This is a genomic window from Mesorhizobium sp. L103C105A0 (assembly GCF_000502215.1).
Classification (GTDB): domain Bacteria; phylum Pseudomonadota; class Alphaproteobacteria; order Rhizobiales; family Rhizobiaceae; genus Mesorhizobium.
Genome location: NZ_AYXF01000002.1, coordinates 1,205,396 through 1,221,487, shown reverse-complemented (window position 1 = coordinate 1,221,487; position 16,092 = coordinate 1,205,396). Strand labels below are relative to the sequence as shown.

The 16,092-nt window shown below is 59.3% G+C and carries 17 protein-coding genes, 1 tRNA gene and 1 pseudogene; 9 read left to right on the top strand and 10 right to left on the bottom strand.

Translation table 11 applies throughout. The features are described 5' to 3' along the window. The first annotated feature begins 12 nt into the window (after nt 1-12). The 9 genes from trbL to X727_RS154260 all read left to right on the top strand — a co-directional run bounded on the left by trbL (nt 13) and on the right by X727_RS154260 (nt 9,032). Nucleotides 13-1,335: a P-type conjugative transfer protein TrbL gene (gene trbL / locus X727_RS154215; RefSeq protein ID WP_023834067.1), complete on the top strand. Its 1,323-nt coding sequence runs from the start codon at nt 13-15 to the stop codon at nt 1,333-1,335. Then, nucleotides 1,336-2,067 carry a conjugal transfer protein TrbF gene (gene trbF, locus X727_RS154220; protein WP_023727922.1) on the top strand — a complete coding sequence of 244 codons (732 nt, stop codon included), beginning with the start codon at nt 1,336-1,338 and terminating at the stop codon, nt 2,065-2,067. It begins immediately after the preceding gene. Next, nucleotides 2,057-3,085 (top strand): P-type conjugative transfer protein TrbG, encoded by a 1,029-nt coding sequence (trbG, locus tag X727_RS154225; RefSeq protein WP_023727923.1) that lies wholly within the window; start codon nt 2,057-2,059, stop codon nt 3,083-3,085. The genes trbF and trbG overlap by 11 nt, the downstream gene beginning before the upstream one ends. Nucleotides 3,086-3,096: 11 nt before the next feature. Further along, nucleotides 3,097-4,314: a TrbI/VirB10 family protein gene (locus tag X727_RS154230; RefSeq protein ID WP_023834066.1), complete on the top strand. Its 1,218-nt coding sequence runs from the start codon at nt 3,097-3,099 to the stop codon at nt 4,312-4,314. Between the two features lie 12 nt (nt 4,315-4,326). Then, nucleotides 4,327-4,587, top strand: a complete 261-nt coding sequence (locus tag X727_RS154235) for a DUF2274 domain-containing protein (RefSeq protein WP_023834065.1) — start codon at nt 4,327-4,329, stop codon at nt 4,585-4,587. Nucleotides 4,588-5,033: 446 nt separating this feature from the next. Next, entirely contained in the window at nt 5,034-6,650 is a 1,617-nt protein-coding gene (locus tag X727_RS154240; protein ID WP_081726078.1) for a DUF2130 domain-containing protein, read from the top strand. Then, nucleotides 6,647-7,600 (top strand): ParB/RepB/Spo0J family partition protein, encoded by a 954-nt coding sequence (locus tag X727_RS154245; RefSeq protein WP_023727927.1) that lies wholly within the window; start codon nt 6,647-6,649, stop codon nt 7,598-7,600. Before X727_RS154240 ends, X727_RS154245 begins: the two co-directional genes overlap by 4 nt. Nucleotides 7,601-7,705: 105 nt before the next feature. After that, on the top strand, nt 7,706-8,056 hold the full coding sequence (locus X727_RS154250) for a hypothetical protein (RefSeq protein WP_023727928.1): 351 nt from the start codon (nt 7,706-7,708) through the stop codon (nt 8,054-8,056). A gap of 277 nt (nt 8,057-8,333) precedes the next feature. Continuing rightward, nucleotides 8,334-9,032 carry a helix-turn-helix transcriptional regulator gene (locus X727_RS154260; RefSeq protein WP_023727930.1) on the top strand — a complete coding sequence of 233 codons (699 nt, stop codon included), beginning with the start codon at nt 8,334-8,336 and terminating at the stop codon, nt 9,030-9,032. A 316-nt stretch (nt 9,033-9,348) separates the two neighbouring features. Here the strand turns inward: X727_RS154260 and X727_RS1000000168950 are convergent, their stop codons facing one another. The 10 genes and pseudogenes from X727_RS1000000168950 to X727_RS01000000164540 form a co-directional block, all read right to left on the bottom strand. After that, complete coding sequence (locus X727_RS1000000168950) at nt 9,349-9,726, bottom strand: nucleotidyl transferase AbiEii/AbiGii toxin family protein (RefSeq protein ID WP_245274145.1); 378 nt, start codon at nt 9,724-9,726, stop codon at nt 9,349-9,351. Between the two features lie 8 nt (nt 9,727-9,734). Then, complete coding sequence (locus X727_RS1000000168945) at nt 9,735-10,217, bottom strand: hypothetical protein (protein WP_245274144.1); 483 nt, start codon at nt 10,215-10,217, stop codon at nt 9,735-9,737. Then, complete coding sequence (locus X727_RS154265; RefSeq protein WP_023727932.1) at nt 10,205-11,290, bottom strand: type IV toxin-antitoxin system AbiEi family antitoxin; 1,086 nt, start codon at nt 11,288-11,290, stop codon at nt 10,205-10,207. Before X727_RS154265 ends, X727_RS1000000168945 begins: the two co-directional genes overlap by 13 nt. 273 nt (nt 11,291-11,563) lie before the next feature. After that, a complete protein-coding gene (locus tag X727_RS1000000167860; RefSeq protein WP_155923549.1) occupies nt 11,564-12,391 on the bottom strand; it encodes a hypothetical protein in 828 nt (275 codons plus the stop codon). A 330-nt stretch (nt 12,392-12,721) separates the two neighbouring features. Then, nucleotides 12,722-14,014 carry an integrase arm-type DNA-binding domain-containing protein gene (locus X727_RS154275; RefSeq protein ID WP_023727934.1) on the bottom strand — a complete coding sequence of 431 codons (1,293 nt, stop codon included), beginning with the start codon at nt 14,012-14,014 and terminating at the stop codon, nt 12,722-12,724. A 209-nt stretch (nt 14,015-14,223) separates the two neighbouring features. Then, nucleotides 14,224-14,299: transfer RNA gene (locus X727_RS154280), tRNA-Phe, on the bottom strand. A 214-nt stretch (nt 14,300-14,513) separates the two neighbouring features. Then, the gene (gene yacG / locus X727_RS154285) at nt 14,514-14,705 is read right to left on the bottom strand and encodes a DNA gyrase inhibitor YacG (protein ID WP_023669280.1); all 192 of its coding nucleotides are present in this window, start codon (nt 14,703-14,705) and stop codon (nt 14,514-14,516) included. Beyond that, nucleotides 14,702-15,328, bottom strand: a complete 627-nt coding sequence (locus X727_RS154290; RefSeq protein ID WP_023747220.1) for a Maf-like protein — start codon at nt 15,326-15,328, stop codon at nt 14,702-14,704. The genes yacG and X727_RS154290 overlap by 4 nt, the downstream gene beginning before the upstream one ends. 19 nt (nt 15,329-15,347) lie before the next feature. Then, nucleotides 15,348-15,566 (bottom strand): translation initiation factor IF-1, encoded by a 219-nt coding sequence (gene infA / locus X727_RS154295; protein WP_006200926.1) that lies wholly within the window; start codon nt 15,564-15,566, stop codon nt 15,348-15,350. A 185-nt stretch (nt 15,567-15,751) separates the two neighbouring features. Beyond that, nucleotides 15,752-16,061 (bottom strand): annotated as a pseudogene (locus X727_RS01000000164540) (protein-tyrosine-phosphatase). Nucleotides 16,062-16,092: the final 31 nt, after the last annotated feature.

Genomic DNA, 16,092 nt, shown 5'->3' with positions numbered 1-16,092 from the left:
GAAAGCGGCGGCATGAACGACTTGGGGGTCATCGATCGCTTTATGGAGACTTTTACCCGCTTTATCGATAGCGGGTTCGGTCTGCTTTCGGGCGACGTCGCCTTTCTCACCACCATCCTGATTGGCATTGACATCACGCTGGCCGGCCTGGTCTGGGCGTTCGGCGGCGAACCAAACATTCTTGGCCGGCTTGTCCGCAAGGTGCTCTATGTCGGCGCCTTCGCCTTCATCCTGAACAATTTTAAGAATCTCGCCGACATCATCTACCGCTCCTTTGCTGGTCTGGGCATCAATGCCTCCGCCGGCAACCTGTCCGCCGACAATCTCCTGCGGCCAGGCCGCATTGCCGCGGCCGGCTTCGAGGGCGCCTGGCCTCTGCTCGATCAAGCGAGCCAGCTAGTCGGCTTCCCCGAGATCTTTGGCAACGCGCTGACCATCTTCGTGCTGCTTCTCGCCTGGTTCCTGGTCCTCATCGCCTTCTTCATTCTTTCCATCCAGCTTTTCATCACCATCCTGGAGTTCAAGCTGACCACACTGGCCGGCTTCGTCCTGGTGCCCTTCGCGCTCTGGAACCGTTCGGCGTTTCTGGCCGAGCGCGTGCTTGGCAATGTGATCTCCTCGGGCATCAAGGTGATGGTGCTTGCCGTCATCTTTGGCATCGGCTCGACGCTGTTCGGCGAATTTGCATCCGCGCTGCAGGGCAAGGAGCCGGACCTCGCCGCAGCCATGTCGCAGGTGTTGAGTGCGCTTGCCCTGCTTGGTCTCGGCATTTTTGGGCCAGGAATTGCCTCAGGTCTCGTTTCCGGCGCGCCGCAGCTTGGCGCCGGCGCCGCGCTTGGAACCACTGCGGCCGCCGGCGGTTCAGCGCTCGTCGCCGGAGGCACCGCGTTCGCCGGGGTGCGCCTGGCAACCGGTGGCGGTCCTGCCGCCGTTCGGGCCGGCACGGCCATGGGGTCGGCCACCAGCACAGCATGGCAAATGGGCCGAGCAACCTCGCCCGAGTCCGGCCTCTCGGGATTATCTGCTGGCCTGCACGGCGTTGCGAGTGCCGCCGGCGGCGCCGCGATGGTTGGAGTGCGATCCACCGCAGAACCCTTCCGCCGTAGCGCTGACGCCGGTCGCGAGGCCGCCTGGACAGCGAGCGGCGGCACGCCGACCAGCTCGATGACCGGAAGCTCTCCCACTGCAGCTCCCGCTTCGGCGCCTGCCTGGGCAAAGCGCCTGCGTTCCGAACAGACAGCCCGTGCCCATCGCCACGCCGCTACACAGGCGGTGCGCGATGGAGATCGGGGCGGAAGTGGCGTCAATCCCTCCCTAAATGACAAGGAAGACTAGATGCTCTTCAAGCGACCCGTTCAGCGTTACGGAAAGACGTCCGAACCCGTAACACCCTACCAGAAGGCCAGCCAACTCTGGGATGAGCGCATCGGCGCGGCGCGCGTCCAGGCCAAGAACTGGCGCTTCATGGCCTTTGGCTGCCTGGCTCTGACGACGGGGCTTTCCGGTGGGCTTCTGTGGCAGTCGATGCAGGGCCGCGTCGTGCCTTATGTCGTCGAGGTCGACCGCTTTGGCGAGGCGCACGCGGTCGCGCCGGCAGTCCAAAACTACCAGCCTGACGATGCCCAGATCGCCTGGCATCTCAGCCGCTTCATCCAGAATGTCCGTTCGGTTTCCACCGATGCAGTTCTGGTGCGGCAGAATTGGCTGTCGGCCTACGACTTTGCCACCGACCGAGCGGCGTTCTTCCTCAACGAGTATGCCAAGGCGAACGACCCTTTCGGCCAAATCGGCACGCGCAGCGTGTCAGTGCAGGTGACCAGCGTGGTCCGGGCTTCCGACAGCTCGTTCCAGGTCAAATGGACCGAGCAGGTGTTCGAGCGCGGCAGCCTCGCCAGCACGACGCGCTGGACCGGGATCCTCACCATCGTCATCCGACCGCCGAGGACAACCGAGCAGCTGCGCAAAAACCCGCTCGGCGTCTTCGTCAACGCCATCGACTGGTCGCGCGAGCTCGACAGTGCTGCGCCGACGCCCGTTTCCCCAAAGGAGCCCGCCAATGACAAATAGAGTCTCATCGCTTCGAACGGTCCTGATCCTGTCGACCTCGGCTGCGGTTCTTTCGGCCTGCGCCTCGAAGCCAGTGCCACCGCCTCAGATTTCCTATGACTACGAAGACTTCAAACCAGCCGCGATCGAGAAGGCGCCGGAAAAGCCGGTCAAGGTCCTGGAGGTGCCAAAACCCTTGCCATTGCCCGGTCAGTTGATACCCGCACCCGGCAAGCCCGCTGAAGATAAGCGCTCGCCCGAAGGACGGGTCGCCGATGCCAACAAGGCGGCGACGCAGCAACCCACGAAGTTTGGCTATGTCAACGCGGTGCAGGTCTACCCCTTTGCCGATGGCGCGCTCTACCAGCTCTATGCCGCGCCGGAGCGCGTCACCGATATCTCATTGCAGCCAGGCGAGAAACTCACATCGGTATCCGCCGGCGATACGGTGCGCTGGGTGATTGGCGACACCACGAGCGGATCTGGAGACGACCAGCGTACCCATGTCCTGGTCAAACCCTTCGCGCCGGGACTTGCCACCAATCTGGTCATCACGACGGATAGGCGGAGCTATCACCTACAGCTTCAAAGCACGGACAAGACCGCAATGGCGGCGATCTCCTGGACCTATAGCGAGGACCAGATCATCGCGCTCCGCCGCCGCAACGCTGAGGCCGAGTCGGCGACGCCGCTGGCCTCAAATGTCACCCTCGAAAACATCCGCTTCCGTTATACCATCACTGGTGACACGCCGCCCTGGAGGCCGGCGCGCGCCTTCGACGATGGCCGCAAAGTCTATATCGAATTCCCAGGGCGTATCGATCAAGGCGAGGCGCCGCCGCTTTTCATCGTCGGTGCCGACGGAGACAACCAGCTCGTCAATTACCGCATGCGCGGCAACTACTACATCGTCGATCGCCTCTTTGCCGCCGCCGAACTGCGTTTAGGCACGAAGCAGCAGCAGGTGGTGCGCATTACGAGAACTGACGGCAGGCAACCGCCGCGGCGGGTGTCCCTCTTTTCCCGTTTTAGCAGGTGAGGGGAATGCTCATGACCGACACATCCCGCTCCAATGTTCCGCCCAAACTCGATCCCGAACAGCTGCAGCTGCGGGCCTCACCGCGCCGGGCCGTGCGCTTCAGGCGCGGCATAATCGTTGGGATTGCAGCTGTTGGTTCAGGCACCATCTTTGGCGTCACCATGATGGCGCTGCAGGGGCCGGCACTGCGCCTGAAGCAGCAGGCTGAAGAGCTTTACAGCACCGACCGCAACCCGACCGCCGAGGGACTCGAGGCGCTCCCCAAAGACTATTCCGGGATCAAACCGCAGGCCCCAGTGCTTGGGCCGCCCCTGCCTGGCGATCTCGGCCGCCCTATCCTGGAACACCAGCGCCAGCTTGGTATCGCGCCAGGGCAGGAGGTTTCCGCCGAAGAGCAGCGTCTTGCTCAGCAGGCGATCGAGGCGCGAGAGTCGCAAGTCCTCTTCCGCATCGAGATCCGCTCCCGGCAAATGGACGCCGCCGGTAATGGGCAAGGAGCACGCCCGCCGCTTGAAGCGCTGCCGGCCCGATCCGATGCTGAGCGTATGCGAGCTTCCGTGGCACCGGCCGAGGGCGACCAGAACAACCAACAGCGCAAGCTCGATTTTATCGATCAACGGAACACCGGCGGGATTTACAATCCGCATGCGCTGCAGACGCCGGCCTCGCCGTACCAGATCATGGCCGGCAGCGTGATTGCGGCAAGCCTGATCACCGGCATCAATTCCGACTTGCCCGGCCTCGTCGTCGCGCAGGTTACCGAGAATGTGCGCGACAGCGTCACCGGCAGTATCCTACTCATCCCGCAGGGCTCACGGCTGATCGGCACCTACGATAGCGTTGTAGCCTTTGGCCAAAGGCGCGCTCTGTTGGTGTGGCAACGCATCGTGATGCCGGACGGCTCATCTATCGAAATCGACAATCTGCCAGCGACAGATACTGCCGGTTATGCGGGTCTGGAGGACGAGGTGGATTTCCACACCTGGCAGCTGATCAAGGGAGTTGCTCTGGCTACGCTGCTGGGCGTTGGCACTGAGCTGAGTTTTGGAGACAATGAGAGCGACCTCGTCAAGGCGATCCGGGAATCCACCCAGCAGAATGTCAGCCGAGCCGGCCAACGCATCACCGAGAAGAACCTCGATATTCAACCAACCATCACCGTCCGCCCGGGTTGGCCGCTGCGCGTCATCGTGCACAAGGACATTGTGCTCCGGCCATACACGGGTTGAACAGGAGCAGTCATGGCCAATCTAAAGCTCGGAAAACTTCCGGAACGGACGCCTTCGAAGATCACCATCACCATTAGCGCCGACCTGAGCCAGGCACTCAACGACTATGCAGCGCTTTACCGCCAGACCTATGGTGAGTCGGAGACGGTGGCTGAACTTATCCCATTCATGCTGTCCGAGTTCCTCGAAAGCGACCGAGCTTTTGCCAAGGCCAGAAAGGAAGGCCTGCCGGGCGTCCGAGCGTCGGCGAAGTCACCACAGCAATCAGCTTAAACCTACATCGAGTTCCAGCACGGAGCTATTCGAATCGCGCGACCGACCAACCGTCGCCTCCATCGGCGATTTCATGAAAAAAGAACGAGGCGGTCGGACCGCCTCGTTCTTTTTTCTCAGGCCCCTTTAAGGGCGCCCGCTTTTGTTTTTGGTGGCGTCGTTGAGCTTGTAGGTCTGCCCTGCCCTCGGCGTCGGAGGCAGCGGCTCGCCCCTCGTCACGGTCCTCTCCTGGCCGGTATTGCCACCCCTCGTTCCGATAATTCCATATTGTCCTGAACGAGGCGCGGTCTGCCCCGGCTTATACGATTTTGTCATTTCATTACCTCAAGTTTTGATCAAGGCCACAACATCTAGCGTTCTCGCCCTGTACGAGACTCTATATCAGCTATTGACATTGGGATCAAGTAGGAGAAAATAGGACCTAGTTTTTCTTGAGGAGAGCGTTTATGCCCGCATCCCATGCCCCACTATTGAAAACCGGCCCCGGTCAGGCTGCGCCGCATCTGCATTTCGCCGATGAGGTCTGTCCGACTTGCGACCAGCCCATTCCGCACGATCATTACGAGGAGATCAAAGAGAAGATCGAGCTCCGCCAGCGCGAGCAGTTGGCAGAGATCGCCGGCCGACTGCAAGAACTGCAAGAGCAGCACGCGCGTGAGAAAGCGCAGGCGCTCGAACAGGCGCGGCAGGAAGCCGAAGCAAGGATCGCCGCAGCCCGTGAAGATGAGCGCCGCGCACTTGAGGTTGTGGCGAACGAGCGTGTCTCGGTTGCCGAACGCGCAGGCAAAGAGGCACTGGGCGGGCTGCAGGCGAAACTCGATGATGCGCAGGCAGCCCAGGCAGGTGCGGAAGCCAAGATCGAGAAGTTCAAAGAGGAGATGGCCGACAAGGAGAAGACCATCCGCGCCGAGGCCATGGGCGCCGCGGAGGCGGCAATGCTGGATAAGTTCGCGGACAGCGAGCGCCAGCGCAAAGATAGCGAGGCCGCCCTTAATCTGAAGATCGAGTCGATCGAAGCCGGAAAGGCGGCCGCCGAAGCCGCCAGTGTGACGCTGGAAGGCAAGCTGGAGCAGCAACAGCTGGATCACGTGGCGGCGATCGAGAAGGTGAAGTCGGACGCGGTGACGCGCGAAACTGAATACCGGCAGCGGGCCGATGCGGCTGCCGCAGCTGCGGTTCAGGAAAAGGTCGCCGGGCTTGAGGAAGCGAAGGCACAGGCCGAAGCAAAGGCGACTTCGGCCGTTCAGCAAGTCCAGACGCTCCACCATGCCCACGAAGCGCAATTACAGGAACAACGCGAAGTGCTGGAGAAGGCGAGGGACGAGGCGGTGAATGCGGAGAAATCGTTGGCGTTCGAGGAAAGGCTGAAGCTTCAGACCAAATTCGAGGAGCTGAAGCGCGCCTATGACAAGAAAACCGCCGACGAGCTCGGCGAGGGAGCCGAAGTCGACCTCTACGAGGATTTGAAGAGAGAATTTGAGGGAGACAAGATCGAACGGGTCAATCGCGGTCAGCCAGGTGCCGACATCCTCCACACGGTGATGCACAACGGCAAGGAATGCGGCACTATCATCTACGACTCAAAAAATCACGCCAAATGGCGCTTTGACTTTGTGACGAAATTGGCTTCCGACCAGATGGCTGCGAAAGCCGACCATGCCATTTTGTCGACGCGTGTGTTCCCGGCCAAGGTCCGCCATTTGCAGCTGCAGGACGGCGTCATTCTCGCCAATCCGGCACGGGTTGTCGCGATTGTTCAGATTGTCCGCCAGCACCTCATTCAGACTCACAAGCTCAGGCTCAGCACCGAAGAGCGGACGCAAAAGACGGCGGCTCTTTACGACTTCATCACCTCCGAACGTTGCGCCGGCATGCTGGCGAGGATCGATACGCACACCGAGGACCTGCTTGACCTGCAAGTGAAGGAGAAAAAGGCGCACGACGCGACCTGGCGGCGGCAAGGTGAACTCATCCGCTCGGTGCAACGGGTACGCGGCGAGTTGACTGGCGAGATCGACGCCATCGTCGGCACCTCCGAGAATGCGTTGGAGGACTTGCAATGACCAGCGCTGCCGCCAAGCCGGATCGGGAAAATAATGTCGTCGTCAACCTGCAGGAGCGCAGGCTCGACCGCACCGTGCTGCGTACCTATCGCAGGAAGGCCGACATCGATGACATTGTCCCGAACGACAAGCAGCCGCGCATGGGGCCAAAGCTGGACGAGGAGTTGCAACGGCAGATCGAGGCCAATGGAGGCTTGTTCGAACCTTTGCTGGTCGAGCCTCATCCGACGCTGCCTGGGAAGTTCCGCATCATCGACGGCGACCGGCGATGGACCAACTCGCGCGCTCTGGTAGAGCAGGGGAAGGACGAATTTCGGCAGGTGCCTATTGAGGTGACCGACGGCACGCTAGGTGAGGAGGAGCGGCTGCGCGTATGGATTTACATTCACCGCCAGCGCAAGGAATGGGATGCCAAGGAAAAGGAAATGGTCGCCTATCGGCTGGTCGATCTGATGGGCAGAGCCAGTGCGGCCAACATTCTTGGTATCACGGTTCGGGAACTCGACAAGCTGGTGGACGTGTTCGAGCTCTCTGAAAAGTTCACGAGTCTTCGCGATCCGAGTGCCGCCATCACTTGGGCTCGGGAAATGATGGGCGTCAGCAAGAAGCTCCTGACACCAAGCGTCGTCGAAGCCGTCGTCAAGAAGGTCAACCAGAAGCGCATTACCAACTCCAAGGATCTTCGCAAGCTGCGCACGATCCTGCCCGACCCTGTGGCGAGGGCACACTTCTTGAGCGACGCAGGCGATCTCGAATCCGCGATGCTGCGTCTCGGAGCCTCCGACAAGAAAGCGAAGGGTGGCCTTTCCAGCGATCTCGAAATAGTCGTGGAAGCGATGAAAACACTTCCCTGGACCACATTGCAGGAACTCAAAGGCGACCCGGATATTCTCAAAAAAATTGATGACGCCGAGGCCCTGCTGCGATCACTGCGCAAAGCGCTTTCGTAACGCGGTGTCGATGCTCGTCCAAAACGGGCGGCCACAGCGTCTAGGGGTAGGAAGCTGTGCTGGCTAGGTTCCGGCACAAAGGGACGCCTCGAAAAGGAATAGCCGGTGAAGGTCGAGCGAGCGGAAGTCGAAAGCTACGACGTCTATCTCAAGGACAAATCCCGCCCCCCGAGCCGCAGTGGGAACAAGCATGCCTGGCACAGCCATGTTTTGGTCGTTGCTGGGGAAACATACTCGTTCCTTGCACCCTGGTCAGGTAAGTTCGTCTACAAGAACGAAGTGGTCAGCTTCGAATGGCAGTGGAGTGAGAACCAGAAATACCGCAACATCGACCGCGGGACGGTGATTGCCTGGACGCCTGATGGCGAGCACAAGCTGCGTGGTGAGCGAGGGAGCAAAGTCTGGCGAACCGCTGACACGCGCCCACCTGGCCGTCGCACCGAATGGGACGACTGATTAGCATCATCGAACCGGCTAATACCGCGCCGACGACCGGAATCCACTGTTCCAACAGGCCCGTGGCCAAGACCGGGAAGTTTACCAGTGACCGTCCACAGCAAGGCATCGAGACGGAAGCCTTTCTTGAGCAGCACCGCACCGGGGAGGCCGGTTTGTACGGCGCGCCTGTGCATCCAGCCGCCTGGTGACGGCTTGTTGTCGGGGTTCTGTCGTGGTGCGTTAGCTCCGTTAAAGATAGCGTCCTCACTCGGAACATTGACCTGAGGAACGCGACATGAACGCACCGAGCATCGATACAAAGGATCCCAAGTTTCTTGCCTTCTGGACGAAGTGCATCCGCGAAACCTCGCACTGGTCGCAAGAAGCGCTTGCCGCCTCGTCCGGACTTGACGTGCGCACGATCCAGAGGATTGAAGCCGGAAACCCAGTTAGCGTCACGACACGCCGGGCCTTGGCTCGGGGTCTTGGCTATGACAATCCCGACGTGTTTGACGACCCGGAATTTATCAAGGGCGTCCACGAGCTGTTTGAAGGCCTTCGGAAGATTCAAGACGACGAGGTCCAGAAGCAGTTTCCCGACCATATCCGCGTGCCGGTGACGAAAGCCGTCTCCGGAGAGGCGTTGGCGCGCATAGCCTATGAGGCGGACGGTTATCTGTTCAATACCGATGACGCAATCGCTGCAGAGGCGAAGGAGATCGCAGCATCCATGTTCGATTATCTGCGCGACCTTGGCGACATTGCCGATGACATCTCGTTTTCCGAAAAGCGCACCTATCAGCAGGAAGTCGACGGGTTGTTCAGGCAACTCGAGGAGCTTGGCGCGGCCTGCTACCTCGCATTTCGCGCGACCAAGTTGGTAGGCGCCAATTGGGTCGAGAAAACGCCGCTGCCTTTCACGATCGGTTACCTGACGGTTGTTCCTTCCGAGAAGGTTCTGTCCGAGATGATGGTCCCACGCCGCGGTTCTTAGATCCGTAGCGATGTAGAGGCTTCGATGACAGCCCGCCAAATGAAATGTCGGTCATTGGGGCGGTATCGAGCTCGCGGCCGATGGCTTCGTAGAGCGTAGGATGCCGCTGACGGCATCCTCTGCCCGGTGCATGTTGGCCTTGAGTTGATCTTTCATTGCGCCAACCAAGAGGCCGGCGAGTCGCTTTAAACGCCGCGGCAGCTCTCATCGAGCAATGTTTTCTCGCTTCAATGCCGCGCCAGTCTCGACTTGTCCCGCGCAGCACCACCTGACGATTGCGCCGCTGGTGCCGGCAACCGAAATGGCCGTGGCTGGACTATTTCCTCAACCCTAGCGCCCGCAGCAAGGCATCGACCTGACCGAATGCATCCTGCTGCCACTGATCAGGGGTCCGCTCTCCGAGTAGATCTGTCTCTTCAACGAACTGGCGAACACTTGTCGGACCAAACCCGTCTACCTGGTCGAATTTGCCGTTGATATATCCGAATCCTTCTTGGCCTTCCTTCACTGCGAGGACGGGCTCGCAATCCTTGGCCAGGGCTTCGATCCCTCCACCATAATTGCGCACACAATAATATATGTCATAGGCGTCCTTGCGCTTCAGCCGGTTCTGGATGGCAAAGCCTTTCATCGCGAGCAAGGCGGGAATTGATGCGACAGCGATCTTGACCTGATTGGTACCGCCGCCAGGCATGTCGCCTGTTATTGCGACGTACTGATAAAAGCGAAGAGCAAGCTCCGCGCCGTCAGCTCGCTGAACCGCAATTTCTCGATAAGCGGCGGCCGGTTCTTGACAATCTTGGCGTCGATCGGCCGCAGGAAATCGACTACCACGTCGATGGCTTCACCGCCATCTTTGGCAGGCACATTGCGGACGAGCTGGAAGGCTCGCAACTCCTCGCTCTGCTTGTAGCCGTTTTCCATCAGCGACTCGACGAGCTTGGCATACTCGCCGTCGCCTAGCGCCTCCGCATCGAGCCCGAGATCGACATCGAGCGTACCGACATGCCGCATCTCATCGTTCTCAAGCAGGAGCCAGGGCACCGCGCCACCGATAACGGCAAACTTGCCTTTGAAACTGCCGAGGATCTGGCCGATTTCGAGTAGCACGGATTTCACCGCCTGGGTGGTGCGGTCATCATATTCAGCGGCAGACTGCGCTTCCGGAACGGTTACACGTGCCATTTGAGTTTCTCTTTCCGCAAGTACTCCGCCGCTTCCCTGCCGCGTTCTCCCGCCACCCAGAGGTCAAGATAGGTCTGCACTGGGCTGGTGGTGGAGATCCCTGGGGAGGGTTCAATGGCATCGAGCAGCGGGCCCGTGTCCTTTAAGACCGTAACCACAACATTCTCGCCGCGTGCGGCTGAACTCAAATTGAGGGCGGTACGAGCCCGCTCGAGACCATTGCCACTTGCGTAGAAAAAATGTGTTCCGGTACGCGCATACGGAGCTAGCCACTGCGCGGCCGAAAACGACGCCAGCGCCATCTGGCTCAATGATGGATCAGGCTCGCCGTTGCGCCGAATGACTTCGTCGAAGGCCTTCCCGTGCAATGTCGTGTAAAAGCCCATTCGCCGTCCAGCGGGTGGTTCGTAGACATCCCGCCAGGCGTCGAGCAGAGCATCCGGCTCCGTCAGCGATATCCCGTCTTCACCGATCTTTGCCCATTCCCGCGCTACGAGCGCGGTGCGCATGTTGCTTACATGGCCGAGGCTCACCTGAGCGCGCTCTGCGAGCTCGGTTACACGCCAAAAGTGGCCCGGGTTGCGCAACATGGTTCGCAAGACCTGCGCCGACTTCGGTTTGAAGATCGACTTGACCTCTCGCCGTTCGGTGGCGGGCTTGGTGGGGACGACGCGCTCGACAAAGACTCCATCAAACGCAAGGCGGCAATTACCCTCAAAGTCTAAAAAGCTGACGCCGGCCTCGGTGCAGATATCCCGCGTCTGCGGCATCAGAAACGGAGCAATGAAAACCGGAACAGCATGTTTTTCGTTCAACCCAGCCGCTGCTCGATGAAGCAGTGTGATGGCGTCCCTGGCGTGGCGAGGCTGTCCGGTCGATTTGACTTCGCAGAGGAGAACATGTCTGGACCCGAAAGCGCGAATGTGGGCGATCAAATCGACGCCGCGGTCGGGCCCGGAAGGGAATTCTTCGATTCTATCGATCTTGATCGGAGGAATCGACCCAAGCAGGCTTTTCAAGGCCTGCGCGGCTTGCTCTTCCACCTCTTTCAATGAGTTTGGCGCTTTCAGCATTTGCTGAAAATAGCATTTTCACTAAAACAAGTACAGCTACTTTCACCAAAAATGGCAATTTCAACGTATGCTGAAACGCTTACTTTTAGTGAAATATCGGCAGTTTCGATCGATCCGTCACTAAGGGTAATCGAGGGGAGGAGGTACGCCCAGCGATCACGTCTACGACCGGTGGCTTGGAGTCGATCGGCGGTCCTGAGCTTCATGGCAGTTCGGTAATGGATCTGCCCCTCGTCCTGGGTTATGAAAGTTGTCGCCGGTTTCATTGACAATTCAGAATTCAGACGGGGGATTCAGCAATCGTTGACGCATGGTGCCTTCGTTCTCTGTCCGGTCTTCAAGGCTTAGGCCCCAAGATTGGCGGGTAGCGACAAAGTCTTCCGGTTCTTTAATCCATTCAAACCTGACGTCGCTCTCGGTAAAAATGTATCCGAGCCTGTTGGCTTGAGAGTTCCGAAACCAAGGCGAAAGCTTTTCCGGTAACAGCCGGCACATCGATGACGCGACTATCATGTTGCCGATTAGGTCCTGTGTACTGGCTTCCTCGTTGGTCACCATATCGGCAACGTCAACCAGCTCTTCAAAAGCATATCGGAGGTTTTTAGCTTCCTCTTCGGCCGCTTCCTGGTCCGTAAGGTACAGTTCAACTACTTGAAAACGGCTAAGAGTATCTTCCGAAAAACTCAAGTATTCTTTTCCGATCTTTAAAACTTGTGGTGTACTAGGATTTGGGTATTTTGGAGGTTCCACAAATGTGATCTTGAGTTTTTCTCCATCGGTCGGTTTTTGCGGGTCCCTCATATTAAAGTCTGGCTTATAGTAAAAGCTAGTATTTCCGAAAAATACAGCGCGTAGTGCTGCAGCAGATTGGCAAGTCTTTCGAAGTGATACGAGGAGGTTTGCCATCTCAGTATTACGGTTGGACAAATTGATCGCACGCTCAGCAATTTCGGATTGGCGAGTCGTGAGATAAATATTGTAAACACTCACAAGAGAAACAACTATGGCGGAAACGGTGCTAATTATTCCCGTGTAGGGGTTTAGCCAACCTAAATGCGGTCTATCGTTCTTCCGCCGCCGTGTATTTTTCTCTAGCAACAATCTGCGAATCCCCCTAGGTCCCAACCTATACGAGAATGCCGCATTCCTTTGTCAAGATGTAACCTGCCGACAAATGCTATACATGCACGGTTTTCCGTCCCCTCGAGGCCTCGGACGTGCGGACGGTGAACTCCGCAAGTCAGGCTATGCCTTGGCCGGTCACTGGTCGCCGGATCGGAGGCGGTCGGAAAAAGTGAGGCGCGTTTGCAAAGCCATTGATTTCTAATAAACGGGGTTTTCGCGCTGCGGCTGATTTCGCTCGAATACGGCAGAGCCTCGGGTCTATCATACGGTCGTTCGTCTCTTGATTGTCAGCTTGATTTTCGGAGGTTAGAGGTTCGCCTCGACCTTTGGCGAACCGTCGCTGTTTGGTTTCAACGCAGACCCTCGCGATGGTATATGGAGAGTAGGCTTGCCGCGTCCCCCGATTGAGATCACCCGCGTTTTTTTGCTCTCCAGTTCATCTAGATAATCGGCCCACCATTGCATCATCTTGACGCGCTCCTCCCAATGCTCCGCCCTAGCGTAGGCGCGACGAACGTCGTTGTTCTCTACGTGGGCCAGTTGCCGCTCTATGGCGTCCGGGTGCCACTTTCCGCATTCGTTTAGCAGAGTTGATGCCGTTGCTCGAAAACCGTGCGAGGTAGCTTCTTCCTTGCCGTAGCCCATACGGCGCAGGGCGGCGTTAAGCGTGTTGTCGGAAATCGGGCGCGAACCCGATCGAACACTAGGAAACAGCAGCGATCCACCGCCAGAGATTTCTCTGAGTAAGGTCAGGACGCTAACAGCTTGCCTTGAAAGTGGTACGCGGTGCGGCCGTCGCATTTTCATGTGTGCTTCAGGGATGATCCACACCGAGCTTTCGAAATCGAACTCGTGCCATTCGGCCGCGCGCAGTTCGCCGGGCCGGGGAAACAGCAGCGCCATCAGCTTCAGGGCCGCTCGGGTCGTAGGCTGTCCGTCAAATGCATCGATCGCCCTCAGCAGGCCTCCCAAGGCCTTCGGATCGGTAATCGCGGCGCGCGGCGTGACCGTCGGACTGATGAGTGCGCCCCTGAGTGCGATCGTCGGATCTGCTTCGGCACGTGCGGTGGCGATTGCGTATCGAAACACGGTGCCAATGGTGGAGCGCAATCGTCTGGCCGACTCGTATCGACCGCGAACCTCTACGCGGCGTAGGGCAGTAAGGACGGTGGCCGTATCGATCTCCCGAATGCACTTGTCGCCGATGGCCGAATAGGCAAAGTCGAGCAGCCATTTGACCTTGGTAATCGTCCGATCGGCACGCCCCTCCTTCTTCAGCTTGTCAACGTATTCGTCCGCGATTGACCGAAAGGAGTCTTTTGCCGAACCGGCCTTGCGCAAACTGCGTTCCTGTCCGGGGTCGATGCCAGCCAGCAGAAGACGCTTAGCATCATCGCGGGCCTTACGTGCCTCGGCTAGGGAGATAAGGGGATAGCTGCCCAACGCCAAAAGTTTCTGCTTGCCGTCAAAGCGGTAGGCGAGCCGCCAAAGGCGAGATCCTGTGGGCTGCACCCATAGCTGGAGCCCGCCACCGTCAGACAGTTTCACGAGTTTGGGACCTGGGCGAGCGTTTCGGCATTTCACGTCGGAAAGGGCCATTCGACATCTCCTTTGGCTGTTTCGATACCATCAGGATGCCGAATACCAACGGAAATACCATCCCCGCGCGCCGTTGGACCAAATACGCTGAAAGCAGTCGAGATGCGTCCAAGTGCGCCACTAGGACCGAAAAAATAAGTGATTTCAACCGCTTGCAAAGACGGAAGCGTAGAAGCTTCGGCAAAACGGAGTATGGGGAGAGGAGGGGATGGTGCCCAGAGGCGGATTCGAACCACCGACACGCGGATTTTCAGTCCGCTGCTCTACCAACTGAGCTATCTGGGCCTCGCCGGGAAACGAGACATCGCCTGACCGGATTTCAGGAAAGCGCCGTGGGGCACCCCTTGAAAGCGCGTGGGTTATAGCACGGGAATCCGGCCTGTCCAGCGCCTAAGCGCTGATTTTCCGGGTCAATTGTCGCAGACAATACCGACGCCGGCAAAGCAGCAATTGCGTAAGGTCGGCGAAGTGGAATTGCGCGGCCGGCACCGCCCAAACCCTACTTCGGCTCGTCGCTCTCGTCCTCGTCATCCCGCGCGGTGATGACATAGGCGCCCTTCAGCCAGCGGTTGAGGTCGATGTCCTTGCAGCGCTTCGAACAGAACGGATAGGTCTCGCGCGCCGACGGCTTGCCGCATTCGGGGCAGGGGCGCTTCGGGCGCAGTGGTGTGACCTTATCGTCCAGGCTCATGGCCGCGCGGTATGCCAGCTGGTGTGGACCTTGAAGCCTTCGCCCGAAAGCAGCGCCACTGTCTCGTAGAGCGGCAGGCCGACGATGTTGGTGTAGGAGCCGACCAGCTTGACGACGAACGACCCGGCGAGACCCTGGACGGCATAGCCGCCGGCCTTGCCGCGCCATTCGCCGGAGGCTACATAGGCGTCGATCTCCTCGCGCGGCAGCCGCTTGAAGCGAACCCTGGATTCAACCAGCCTTTGGCGCAGCTTGCCGCCCGGCGTAATCAGGCAGATGCCGGAATAGACCCGGTGCGAACGGCCCGAAAGCAGTCCAAGGCAATTGGCGGCGTCGTCCAGCGTCTCGGCCTTGGGCAGGATACGGCGTCCGACCGCGACCACCGTATCGGCGGCCAGCACGAAGCCCGGCGCATAGTCTTCCTCGCTTTTCAGCGAGGCCAGAGCCTTCTCGGCCTTTTCCTTCGACAGCCGCTTGGCCAGCGAGCGCGGATGTTCGGCGCGCAGCGGCGTTTCGTCGACATCGGCCGGCAGCACGCGGTCCGGCTCGATGCCGGCCTGTTGCAACAGTTCGATCCGGCGCGGCGAACCAGAGGCAAGCACGAGCTTCTGCAGGATGCTCATCGCGGTTCGCGCCGGACTGTTACTTGAAACGGTAGGTGATGCGGCCCTTGGTCAGGTCATAGGGCGTCATCTCGACCAGGACCTTGTCGCCGGTCAGCACACGGATGCGGTTCTTGCGCATGCGGCCGGCCGTATGGGCGATGATCTCGTGTTCGTTTTCGAGCTTCACCCGGAACATCGCGTTGGGCAACAATTCCGTCACGACACCCGGAAACTCGAGGACTTCTTCCTTCGGCATTCGATACCTTTGCTTGGATTGCAGTTCCGGCGCCCTGGAGCGCCCAGGCCGGAATTTCGGCGGAACCTATATGATAATCGTGCGCTTGTGAACACGCTTAGATCGCGTCATAAGCGACGCGCTCCAAGCTTTCGTTTTATGCATGTCGTTGTCTCAAAACCGGGACCGCTTTTGAGCGACATGCATCAATCCGCCGCGTTTTTTACCTCCGGAAGCAGAAAACGTCGGCTGATGCGCGCTTTCAGCCGTTCTCTCACGTCGCGATAGCTGGCCATGATCTGCTCGCGCCTGCCGCCGACATCGGTCGGATCCGGCATCGGCCAGTATTCGACGTCGACGGCAAGCGAGCGGGTGAGNCAGACGTGTGCTCTTCCGATCTGCGTCGACGAACGGATCGCGCTCGCCCCTGTGCACGCCGGCAGAGGCGACGAAAGTGGCCGGCGGCAGCATGCGCCGAGCCAGCTGCTCGGCCATCGGCGAGCGCACGGCGTTCATGCCGCACAAAAACAGGATCGAGCGGGGCGCC